At 51.3% G+C, this 11,448-nt stretch carries 10 protein-coding genes and 1 pseudogene; 8 read left to right on the top strand and 3 right to left on the bottom strand.

The features are described from left to right. Positions 1 to 55: 55 nt before the first annotated feature. Complete coding sequence (tnpA, locus tag HOV93_RS19650; RefSeq protein ID WP_207398239.1) at positions 56 to 499, bottom strand: IS200/IS605 family transposase; 444 nt, start codon at positions 497 to 499, stop codon at positions 56 to 58. A 239-nt stretch (positions 500 to 738) separates the two neighbouring features. Here tnpA and HOV93_RS19645 point away from each other — a divergent pair, with 239 nt between their 5' ends. From HOV93_RS19645 to HOV93_RS19605, 8 genes are all read left to right on the top strand, one after another. Next, positions 739 to 1,677, top strand: a complete 939-nt coding sequence (locus HOV93_RS19645; protein ID WP_207398238.1) for an abortive infection family protein — start codon at positions 739 to 741, stop codon at positions 1,675 to 1,677. Next, on the top strand, positions 1,674 to 2,507 hold the full coding sequence (locus tag HOV93_RS19640; RefSeq protein ID WP_207398237.1) for a hypothetical protein: 834 nt from the start codon (positions 1,674 to 1,676) through the stop codon (positions 2,505 to 2,507). The genes HOV93_RS19645 and HOV93_RS19640 overlap by 4 nt, the downstream gene beginning before the upstream one ends. Positions 2,508 to 2,570: 63 nt before the next feature. Next, positions 2,571 to 3,155: a hypothetical protein gene (locus tag HOV93_RS19635; RefSeq protein WP_207398236.1), complete on the top strand. Its 585-nt coding sequence runs from the start codon at positions 2,571 to 2,573 to the stop codon at positions 3,153 to 3,155. A 550-nt stretch (positions 3,156 to 3,705) separates the two neighbouring features. Beyond that, positions 3,706 to 4,341 carry a DUF3387 domain-containing protein gene (locus HOV93_RS19625; RefSeq protein ID WP_207398234.1) on the top strand — a complete coding sequence of 212 codons (636 nt, stop codon included), beginning with the start codon at positions 3,706 to 3,708 and terminating at the stop codon, positions 4,339 to 4,341. A 159-nt stretch (positions 4,342 to 4,500) separates the two neighbouring features. Next, positions 4,501 to 4,719 carry an AAA family ATPase gene (locus HOV93_RS26655; protein WP_207398233.1) on the top strand — a complete coding sequence of 73 codons (219 nt, stop codon included), beginning with the start codon at positions 4,501 to 4,503 and terminating at the stop codon, positions 4,717 to 4,719. Positions 4,720 to 4,839: 120 nt separating this feature from the next. Continuing rightward, the gene (locus HOV93_RS19615; RefSeq protein WP_235990694.1) at positions 4,840 to 5,811 is read left to right on the top strand and encodes an AAA family ATPase; all 972 of its coding nucleotides are present in this window, start codon (positions 4,840 to 4,842) and stop codon (positions 5,809 to 5,811) included. Positions 5,812 to 5,850: 39 nt separating this feature from the next. After that, entirely contained in the window at positions 5,851 to 6,453 is a 603-nt protein-coding gene (locus HOV93_RS26490; protein ID WP_315853440.1) for an ATP-dependent nuclease, read from the top strand. Between the two features lie 385 nt (positions 6,454 to 6,838). Continuing rightward, a complete protein-coding gene (locus HOV93_RS19605) occupies positions 6,839 to 8,656 on the top strand; it encodes a UvrD-helicase domain-containing protein (protein WP_261358640.1) in 1,818 nt (605 codons plus the stop codon). 69 nt (positions 8,657 to 8,725) lie between these two features. On the opposite strand, the pseudogene HOV93_RS19600 reads toward HOV93_RS19605, so the two are convergent. Continuing rightward, positions 8,726 to 9,495 (bottom strand): annotated as a pseudogene (locus tag HOV93_RS19600) (IS5 family transposase). Positions 9,496 to 9,741: 246 nt separating this feature from the next. After that, complete coding sequence (locus HOV93_RS19595; RefSeq protein WP_207398229.1) at positions 9,742 to 11,394, bottom strand: TolC family protein; 1,653 nt, start codon at positions 11,392 to 11,394, stop codon at positions 9,742 to 9,744. Between the last annotated feature and the right edge of the window lie 54 nt (positions 11,395 to 11,448).

Here is an 11,448-nt window from a genome sequence, read left to right as displayed (position 1 = left end):
CGGCTAAAGCCGGCAGGTTTGAAGATTTCGTGAGATTCGGACTGAAGTCCTCAACTCACGAAGGAGTAATTCGGAAGTGGTCGCCCCCATCGCCAGGCTCCGTTCCGTCCTGGTGGCGAATGTATTCCTGGATCACCTCATCGGTGACGTTGCCACTGGAGGCCACGAAGTACCCTCGTGCCCACAGGTGACGACCCCAATACGTTTTTTGCAAATGGCCGAACTCCATCATCAGTTTGCGGGAGCTTTTCCCCTTGATGTATTGCATGACCTTGCTGGGCGAAAGATTGGGCCGGAACGATAGCAGTACGTGAACATGGTCTCGTGATACGGCTCCCTCCAAGATTTCGATTTCGTTGGCTCGACAAACTTCGCGAACCAGTTCTCGCAGGCGAACGCCAACCTCGCCGGTAAGAATCGGCTCGCGATACTTGGTCACCCACACAAAGTGAAACTTGATATCAAAACGACTGTGCGAACTGGTACGGTAATTTTCCATCCCCTGATTTTATCCGGAAACGGAAGAACCTAAAGGTTTCGCCTGAAGGCGAGGGTTTTAGACCCATCGCAAGGACAATAAAAACTCATCTTGGCATTCGATGCACTTGCAGCAAATGTTCGAGCACGTGAAATACGATTCATCGACGAGAATCGCCGCTTAGCGAATACCCGCGATTTGTTATTGCCTCGGCTTCTGTCCGGCGAACTTTTTCCGTAAGAAAGTGTCAACAACTTACTATGTCCGGCTTTGCATCATCTCCAACTCAACAAAACACCATTTCCGAAATAACTCGGCGGGATATTCAGCGCGCGATCATTCGCGAGGGCATCTGCTGGAGCGGTGAGTTGGACGATGCCGAATTCTTAAATCGGCTTTACGATCTGTCTTCTCTGCCTTCGACCGATAGTCGATTCGAGAACGCCGAAGGCGACATTTGGCAGCACCGCATCAACAATTTGGACTGGGACGAGAACTGGGTCTTCTCGGACGAGCGTCTGAAACTCGCCGATGGACCGGATGAAGTATTTCTCCATTTTCTCGCGGAGATTGCTCACCCGATGGTTTGTGAAGATGGCGAAAAGGCCAGGCAGATTATTGCATTGCTGAACGGGCTGCTGGCACCTGATGGATGGGAACTCGTTGAACGGAGCACCATCTCTGGACGTGCCATCTACGGCCCGCGTCGACTGACATCGTCGCAGCACGTGATTCGTTCGACCAAGAAGTTGGCGCAACAGGTCGATGCCGACTATGTCTACCGCCCAATCAATCGGATGGAATCCTCAATTGAAAGCGATCCCGATCTGGCGATCGGCACCGCCAAGGAATTGGTCGAGACGGTGTGTCATACCATTCTCGAATCTTGCGGAAAATCTGTTACAGATCGCCCGGACCTGTTGCCACTCGTCCGACGGGCATTGGACGAACTGAAGCTCGTTCCTGACGAGATCAAAGACGATGTCAAAGGAGCGAAGTCGGTAAAGGCGGTCCTGGGAAATCTCTCGACGCTGGTACAAGGACTCGCCGAACTTCGTAACCTTTACGGAACGGGCCACGGGAAGGGAGGGTCGGCGAAAGGTTTGACCGCCAGACACGCCAGACTCGCCGTCGGGGCCGCGGCGACACTGGCGATTTTCCTGGTCGACACTCTTGAGGATCGCAAAGACGGGCAATGAGCACACTAAAGACGATCGATCGCCAACCCTTCGAGGACCTGCTGGGCATGTCCGGCGGCTATGTCTTAGACTTTAGTGATGCCACATTCGCATCATTCTTCGCTGAGTCAGTCGGTCGCGACATTCACAGCAGTCGGTACACAAAGTACGGTACGTCCAAAGCAAAGAAGCTTCGGGCATTCTGGGATGTTGAGCAAGATAGTATCGTTGCAAAGGTACTTGGAGAACTCGTTGACTTGTGGGAATACAAGACCTCCGAGCCATCGGCGACGGATCGGTCCACCGCAAAGCGATGCCGAGAAATCATCGCCAAGTTGGACGGGCGAACTCAGCCGTCTTCTGAGACGACAGAAGAACAGTTTCTTCAGGAGAATTTCAAAAATGCGGACATCGCGAATGTCCCGATCGAAGCCAGTCTGATCCCAATTCTTGAAGCTCGGTTCATCGAAGCGGGACGCAGCCTCCATGCGGATGCACCATTAGCGGCGATTTTTATGTGCGGGAGGGTACTGGAGGGACTCCTGCTCGGGATGGCGCTCGCAAATCCGCGTCAATTCAACCAAGCTTTATGCAGCCCAAAAGACACTGCTGGAAAGGTAAAGGCATTTCCGAATTGGTCGCTGGCGCAAATGATCAATGTCGCGTGCGAACTCGGCTATTTGAAAATCGACGTGAAGAAGTTCAGCCATGCCCTACGGGATTTCCGCAATTACATTCACCCGTATCAGCAGATGAGTTCGCAGTTCGCGCCGGACAAACACACTGCAGAGATCTGCATGCAAGTGCTCCGTGCGGCGATCGCCAACCTGAGCGGCACGAGAAATCCATAACTAAGTTATCGCATGCCTCGAATTGGTACGCTTGTACCAACCAGGCAGTTGAGAGAGGCGAAAATGAACCCAGTCGCTGAGCTTTTCAAGTGGCTGCTTGAAAGGGATATTTGCACCAAAAATGCTGTCAGCGCCTTGGTCGCATTGGTGTCCGTCGCCGTCTTCTACACCCAAGCACATTCTTCCTCGTGGCTCAGGGAGCTAGAACGCTACGGTGGCATGGGCATCGCCATCACGCTTATTCTCGTCTTTTTCATTGCATATCTTACGGTATGGCTGCTGTATTCAGGTGTTGCGGCCTACTGTCACAACTGCGCAGACCGTAGAAATGCGGAAAATGAACGCATCGCTGCGATTCAACAAGCTCAAGAGGATGACAAACAGTGCCGGCTTGCGATACGAAATAAGCTAGAAAGCCTTACGGACTGGCAGCGCAAGTTCTTGCTCCGTTTTGTTGTCGAAGGCAGAACTCAGATTCCTACATTCGAAGTCGGCCAATATAGGGCAGCGTGGGACTTTGAGATGGCAGTCCTCATTGAAAAGGGCATCGTCCAAGAGCATCGCCGCGCAGGAGTTTATGAAATAATCCCAAGCTATTTGAAGTATCTTCAAGAGAATTGGGATCCGAAAGCCGGTACATTGGGATAGGTCCCGCTACACTTGTCGAATAATGCCGCAATCATGATCCAGATTCATCAATTTCTCCACGTCGGCTCAGAACATGACTACGAAAAGGTTGTACGACATCGGCCCGATTGGCGCGTCGTCCATGCCTGTAAGGATCCATATCATCGACAGGCACTGGGCTACTCAGGTCGCGATGCCCCCAAATCCCACCCCGAATATTTGATTGCCCGGCGCGAACATCGCTTGATATTGAATCTTGTTGATGCGCCGGCCCCCCGCTTACATCCCAAAGGAGATTATCGATAGCGCTCTCGAATTCATCCACCAGTCGCTTATCGACGGTGCCGATGTCCTCGTGCATTGCAACGAGGGCGGTTCGCGTGCGCCGTAGATCGCCCTGCTGTACCTTGTCTCACGTACGGACGTATTTGCGGAGTTGGACTTAGCCACGGCGCTGACGGAATATCGCAAACTTTATCCGCCATTCAACCCCGCCTTAGGCATGTCGGGATTCATTCAGGCACATTTCATGTCGTATCAACAGAGCAACTTAACATGACTCGACATCGCCGTGCGGCAGACTATTTCCAAGTCGATCGCATCGGACGAAGTGATCGACATCTTTGCCGCCGCCGGTATGGATCGGCCTGATATTTCGATTCTTTCGGATGAGTTCCTCGCCGAAGTCCGCGATATGCCCCACCGCAAGCTTGCTCTTGAAGTGCTGCGTAAGCTGCTCAGCGATGAGATCAAGACCCGCTCGCGAAAGAACCTCGTCCAGTCCCGGTCGTTCGCCGACATGCTCGACAAGACGATCAAGAAGTACCAAAACCGCTCGATCAACGCGGCCGAAGTCATCTCCGAATTGGTCAACCTAGCTAAAGAGATGCGCGAAGCGCGAGAGCGCGGTAAATCGCTCGGCTTGACCGAAGACGAGGAAGCCTTCTATGAGGCCCTCGAAGTCAACGACAGCGCCGTCGCGGTCCTCGGCGACAAAGCCCTGTGCGCCATCGCTCGAGAACTGGTCGACGCCGTCCGCCGCAACGTAACGATCGATTGGACCGTCAAAGAAAGCGTCCGAGCAAAGCTCCGCGTGATGGTAAAAAAGATCCTCAAAAAGAGCGGCTACCCACCGGATAAGCAAGCCCAGGCGACTGAAACGGTGCTAAAGCAGGCGGAATTTCTTTGTGCCGATTGGGCGGTGTAAGCAGCCAAAGTACCCTAAGCTGAATCAGTGCACAAAACGATGATGAAAACGTGCAATTACTTCTGGTAGGATACGCTGTTGCCGATATCCGTACGACATGGTCTCGCCACAGCGAGAACAAGGGATGGCGTTTTCTCTGGGCACAAGGAACAGGGTTCAATGCAAATCAGCTACGTGGAGTTACAGGGGTTTCGTAAGCTTGCACGGATACGGATAGATTTCAACGATACGATTACGCTCTTCGTTGGTGCTAACAACAGTGGTAAGACATCTGCGATGGACGCAATCTGCGCGTTCCTCGCCGAGACCCATAGTTTTACCACCAACGATTTCACGCTTTCCAATTGGTCCCAGATTAATGCAATTGGAGAAAAGTGACTCAAGGACGAGGGTAAGTAATCGGAAGCATCTGAACCCGATCCGCTATGGGACGAACTTGTTCCAACACTCGACGTCTGGATAGCAGTTGAGGACAACGAACTCCACCATGTGCGCGGAATGCTTCCAACTCTTGACTGGAGTGGTGGCAAGATAGGAGTCCGCCTTCGTTTCGAACCTAAGGATCTGGCGGACCTTAAGGTCCAGTATCTAGCAGCCGCAAAGCTCGCAGCTGAGACACGAGCGGTAGGATCAGGAAAAAGCAAGGCAATTAAGGTGAAGTTGTGGCCCACAAACTTGCGCGAGTTTCTTGATCGTAAACTCAACTCACTTTTTACAACGAAGTGCTACTTACTTGATCCAGGCAAGTTGTTTGCTCCAGTCAATGGAATTGCTCATCCGCAACAGTTACCGCCTGGAGCAGAACCGGTTGAAGGAAAGCCGTTGAACCGCCTGATTCGGATCAATGTCATTGGTGCCCAGCGAGGGTTTGGTTCGCCAGCCACTGGTGAATCAGACGATCCGGAAAAGTCGCGAAGGAGCGAGAGGCTCTCCGAACAGCTCAAGTCCTATTATAAAAGCCACCTTGATCCGACTGACTATGTAGAACCATCTGATATTGAGGCTCTCGAAGCGATCGAGGAAGCCCAAAAGCAGTACGACTTACGTCTCAAGGCCGGCTTTGGCGCGGCCATGGCTGAGCTTCAGGATTTGAACTACCCCGGTGTTGCTGATCCCATTCTGAAAATTGGTACCAAGCTGAGGCCGGTGGACGGGCTCAGCCACAGTGCTGCCGTACAATACGAGATTTCACCAGACGCTGGCGGTGGAACAACTCAATCGCTTGCCCTTCCAGAGCATTATAACGGCCTTGGCTACCAGAACTTGATTTCGATGGTATTCCGCCTGATGGCATTCCGGGACGCTTGGATGCGTGTCGATAAAGCATCCAAGACCGTCAGCGACACAACCAACGATATCCTAATTCCACCCTTGCATCTTGTGCTAGTTGAAGAGCCGGAAGCTCACCTTCACGTTCAAGTACAACAAGTGTTCGCACGAAAAGCGTACAACGTCTTAAGGAACCACTGAGAACTCAAGGATAAAACACTGCTACGCACTCAGCTAGTTGTGAGTACACACTCAAGCCACGTAGCCCATGAATGCGACTTCGCGTGTCTAAGATACTTTCGTCGACTCCCGAAAGGCCCAAAGCCAATTCCAACATCGGCAGTAATCAATTTATCGGATGTTTTCGGCGGGAACGATGAAACCGCGAGATTTGTAGCCCGTTACTTGCTATCAACGCACTGTGAGCTGTTCTTCGCAGATGCCGCGATCCTAGTAGAAGGGGCCGCCGAACGAATACAAGTGCCGCACTTTATTAAGCACCACTTCGAGACATTGCATAAAAGCTATGTCACGCTGCTCGAGATTTCGGGAAGCCATTCCCATCGTCTCAGTCCATTGATCGAGGCGCTTGGGCTGATTACCTTAGCCATCACCGACCTGGACTCGGTCGATCCAGCAAACCATCGAAAGAAGGCAATCCCAAAGAAGGGAGCAAAGCTTGTAACGAGCAATCCAACCCTCAAGGCTTGGCATCCGAAAAAAGATTCCATCGACGACTTACTTGCTCTCAGTGACCAATCGAAAATAAAAACGTATGAAGAAGTTCCGCTCTTTGCGTTTCGCGTAGCATACCAAACGTCAGTTTCAATCGAACACGGATAAACCACAGTAGAGGTCATTCCGCGTACATTTGAGGACGCACTTGTATTGGCGAACTACAATTGCATTTCTGAAATGCCACCGGATTCTTCCGCAAAAGGATTCAGAGTTGCGATTGGTCAATCAGGCAATGCAGATGAATTATGCCAGAAGCTATTCGATGCCGTGCAATCGTGCAAGAAAGGGGAGATCGCACTCGACGTGCTTTTTCATTGTGATCCTGCGAAACTGGTGGTTCCTTCCTATATCATGAAAGGACTCGAGGGGTTGCAAACGCAGTTTGATCGTAAGCAAGAGGACCTTCTCGCAACTTCGTCAAAAGCTAAGGCGTAACGATGTCGGAACTCGGAATCCAACAGCATAATGAGGTAGCCGCAATACTTGCGGACTGCCTCAATCCAGATTTTCCCAAGAGCTTTTTTCTTTCGCTGGAGCCGGTTCTAGAAAGACACGGTCACTTGTGGATGCCCTGTTGGCATTTCGAAATGCGCACGGTGATCGGTTTCGACTCCGCGGACAGAACATCTCAGTCATTACTTACACGAATGCTGCATGCGATGAGATTTTGCGACGCCTGGATTATGACCCGATCATTCGAGTCTCAACAATTCACAGCTTCGTTTGGGAATTGATCAAAGGATTTAACGCGGACATCAGGGAATGGCTCAGAGAATCCCTAGCGGCTGATATCTTGGAACTAAACAGACTTATAGAGAAGAGCAAGTCTGTCACGAAAACAAGTCTTGAGCGGGAACGGAGCCTCAAATCCAAGACGACTCGCCTCGCTGGACTCGATTACATCAAGTCATTTACATACAGTCCGACGGGCGATAATCGCACGAGGGATTCATTGAATCATTCGGAAGTCATTCAAATGGGTGCTGCGTTTCTTAATCAGAAAAGCCTAATGCAGAAGCTCGCTATCTGTGCGTCCCCTTTCATTCTGGTTGATGAAAGTCAGGACACCAATCGGGAGCTTATCGAGGCTCTTCTTTCGCTCCAACGCAAGCAGGCGACTAAGTTTGGCCTAGGGCTGTTTGGCGACATGATGCAACGGATTTATGCCGATGGAAAATCAGACTTGGATCAAGACATACCCGCGGATTGGAGCACGCCCGAGAAAACGATCAACTTTCGTTGTCCGAAAAGAGTTATACGTCTAATCAATCAGATCCGTCAGGCCAGCGATGGTTGGCAACAAGTCGCACACGAAAACGCCCCCGAAGGACATACACGCTTTTTCATTGTTCCATCATACGTGAGCAACAAAGAACTCGCAGAAAAAGCCGTTCAAGAGCGAATGGTGGAAATTACGGGAGACTTGGAATGGAACGATGTTGCCAAATACAAAGCCCTGATTCTCGAGCACCATATGGCTGCCAGACGTCTTGGCTTCTTGGATACGTACGAACCCCTTGCCAAGGTAAACGATTTTTCAACAGGGCTTCGCGAGGGCACCATTGAGTTCCTGCGTTTCTATTCCGATCAAATCTTGCCGCTTGTTGACGCTCAACACAGAGGTGATGCATTTGCCACCGCTCGAATCGTCAGAAAATTTTCACCACTCATGTCCTTAGATGCATTTCGGCAAACGCCACATCAGCAGGATCAACTCGCCATCGCTAAAGCTGCCGTTGAAGAACTAGCAGAGCTTTGTGCCACATCCGACTCTGTTACGTTTCAGCAAGCACTTGATCTGGTTGCTAGATCGAATCTGTTCAGAATTCCCGAAAAGCTCTTTCCATACGTTACTGGGGATCAAAATACCAAGACAGACGTGGACGAGGATGCTCTGGGAGACAGAGTGCTTGGAATTCGAGAGTTTTTGAAGACGCCATTTTCTCAAATTAGAGCTTACGCAGGCTACGTATACGGTCTATCACGCTTTGGTACACATCAAGGCGTCAAGGGGCTAGAATTCCCTCGGGTCATGGTTCTCATGGACGATTCCGAAGCACGTGGGTTCATGTTTAGCTACGACAAGCTTTTCGGAGTCAAAGAGCATACCAAAACAGACATTGAGAATCGAAAAGCCGGAAAAGAGACATCCGTCGATCGTACGCGCCGACTCCTTTATGTAACTTGCAGTAGAAGTGAAAGCAGCCTTGCCTTGGTCGCTTATACGTCGAATCCAGTTGGACTGAAGAGTACCGTGACGAAGCTCAACTGGTTTGAAGATTCTGAGGTCGAGCAGGTTGATGTTTAATGGAAGCGTCATATCAATTTGTGCGGAGCTCTAAGGGACAGTTCCAACTGAGAACCTGTCTGAGAAGCCTCATTTAGCCAGTCTTCTGACCATCAAACGAATCATGGCCAGTTGCAGGAAGGCTTCGCTGGAACTGGTGGTGGTCTCGTAGTCGGCCGTCAGGCGACGATGCCGGGTCAGCCAAGCGAAGGTTCGCTCGACGATCCAACGCTTCGGCAGAACGTGGAAGCCAGGCTTGTCCGAACGACGTACGATCTTCAAGTTCCAGCCCACGTTTCGGCAAAATAGCTCGAAGGAGCCGTTGTAGACGCCATCGGCGAAGATCGTTCGCAACCGAGAAAGCACGATCTTTGTTTGATCGATCAAGCTTTGGCCCCCGTCTCGATCTTGCACGTTGGCTGGCGTGACCAGAGTGGTTAACAGCAGGCCGAGTGAATCGACGAGAATGTGCCGCTTGCGCCCCTTTACGAGCTTGCCACCATCGAATCTACGCCCCCTTTTTCTGGCGTTTTTACCGACTGGCTGTCGATGATCGCTACCGAAGGCTGGCGGTGTCGGCCTTCTTGTTCACGCACCCGGTGTCGCAGCGAATCGTGAATTCGCTGGAGCGTGCCGTCGTTTTTCCATTCAGTGAAATACCAATACACCGTCTTCCAAGAGGGAAAGTCCCGAGGCAGCATTCGCCACTGACAACCGCTTTTGGTGAGATATAAAATGGCGTTGAGCACTTCCCGAATCGAAGTTGAGCGAGGCCGACCGCCTGGCTTGGCCGCCGGAATGAGACAGGCAATTCGCTTCCACTGAGCGTCGGTCAAATCGGTCGGATAGCGGGCTTCCATGCCATTGCTCCCCAAGAGAAAATCGATCAGGTCCATTCACGATAAACATGGTTTACCCAAAACGGCCAAAGCGAATCAAGAGCTTTTCAGACAGGTTCTAAGATCTAATGCAGTCCAAGCGTTAAGCAAGCTCGTAGGTCGTTCTAAGTATCGAATCTACTTCAGCTTGATCGTTGAAGTGGCGGCTGTTTTGAAAACTCCTCTGGTGGTCGCTGGTCTTGAAGATTTCAGTAGGGCACCAGTTTATTACTTGGCCGAACCAAGTGGTGTTGGCGACAAATCCACCTCACTTGGAAGTGGAGGAAGGTTTTCCTCCTGAACTCCGAAGTTTTCTTCACTCTCATTAACTACTGGCACGTCAATGAATTCGCCGGGTAGGTAAGGCGTGTCCAGACAGCGTATGTCTTTGTAAGTAAGCCCTGAGTTGGTTAGCAGGTATCCGCCGCCGAGTGCCTGATAGGCTTTGACGATTGCAGAGAGCTGTTGCTGCTTGGTTTCGATCATGTCGATTCGTGCTTCCAACAGATCACGCTGCGAGAACAAAACGTCGACGTACTCGGAACGGGCGTTTTGGAACAGGTTCGTCGCCACATCAACCGACTGTTCCAAGGCCACAACCTGGCTCTGCTTGATTTCAACACTCTTGCGGTAGTTATGTGCCTTGCTGACCTGATTGACGACTTCGGTATAGGCATTCAATACTGTACGTTGGTAGTCATAAACTGCCTGAATCTGTCTTGCATTGGCACTTCGGTATTCTGCTTGAATTGCCTTCTTGTTGATCAAGGGTGCCACAAGCTCACCGGCCGTGCTGGCAATGAACGCACCAGGATCAAACAGGTAACGCGGGTTGAAAGCTTCATAACCAACGCTGGCCCTGATGTCTAAGCTTGGAAAGAACTGAGCCCTCGCCACGAGAACATCGAGTCCTGAAGCAGCCAACTCCCGTTCAGCCGCTCGGATATCTCGTCGGTTTTGCAGCAATTCAGCGGGTGCTCCCACGCCGAGCATCTTAGAGTCGAGTTGAATGAATTCCCAAGCTCCCCTAGCAACCGGCTGGGGATATCGACCGACAAGGAAGTTAATCTTGTTTTCGGCTTCGATGATATCCTGTTGCACGATCAGACGCTGACTTTCGTTCTTGCGAACTTCTGCCAGGAATCGCTGGACAGGCAGCTCAGTTCCACGAGCCGCTTCCTTCTGTGCTTTGGCAACTTCTAAGCTTTGTTTCTGAATATCGATCGTCTGATTCAAGTAGACAAGTCGTTGGTCCAGAGCAGTCAACTCGTAGTAGTTTTCTGCGATCTCGGCAACCAATCGCGTCACGTAGTAGTCTCGAATCTCAACTGCTTCGGCATATCGCTGCGAGGCCGCATCACGGGCATTGCGTAGTTCCCGCCAGATATCAACTCGCCAAAACAGATTCGCGGTCAGCCCCACGTTGGGCAAGGGATCGGGAAACTCACCACCGTTGGGAGTAAAGAGTTGATCTTCGGCTGCACCGAGTGGCGTCCACTTGCTGGTTCGTTCAAATCCACCATCGGCACCGACACTTACAAAGGGAAGATAGGCCCCCCGACGGGCTGTTATCTCGTTGAGCGCGAGTTGGACCTCTTGGTTCCGAATTTTCAGTTCCTGATTGGAAGCCAGGCCCTCAGCAATCAGCTGCGCCAATGCCGGGTCGTTGAAAAAGTCGTATACCCCAACTTCGGCCACATTCACCGAGTTTGGCTCGACGCCATAATCACCAGGAACGTACGGTGTGGGATCGACACAGCAAAGATCTGGAATACCACACCCAACAAGTGACGTAAGAGTTAGGCAAGCAAGTATCGTAACAACCAGAAGAGGCTTACACCCGGTTATTGCTTTGTGCGCGTAGGGATAGAATGGTCTCATCTTCGAGCCTTTGAGGCATCATGCCAGTACGTATTATCAATTGGGAAAGTGTGG

The organism is Bremerella alba (assembly GCF_013618625.1).
Classification (GTDB): Bacteria; Planctomycetota; Planctomycetia; order Pirellulales; family Pirellulaceae; genus Bremerella; species Bremerella alba.
The sequence above is the reverse complement of the archived record's forward strand: the minus strand, read 5'-3'. Positions and strand labels throughout refer to the sequence as shown.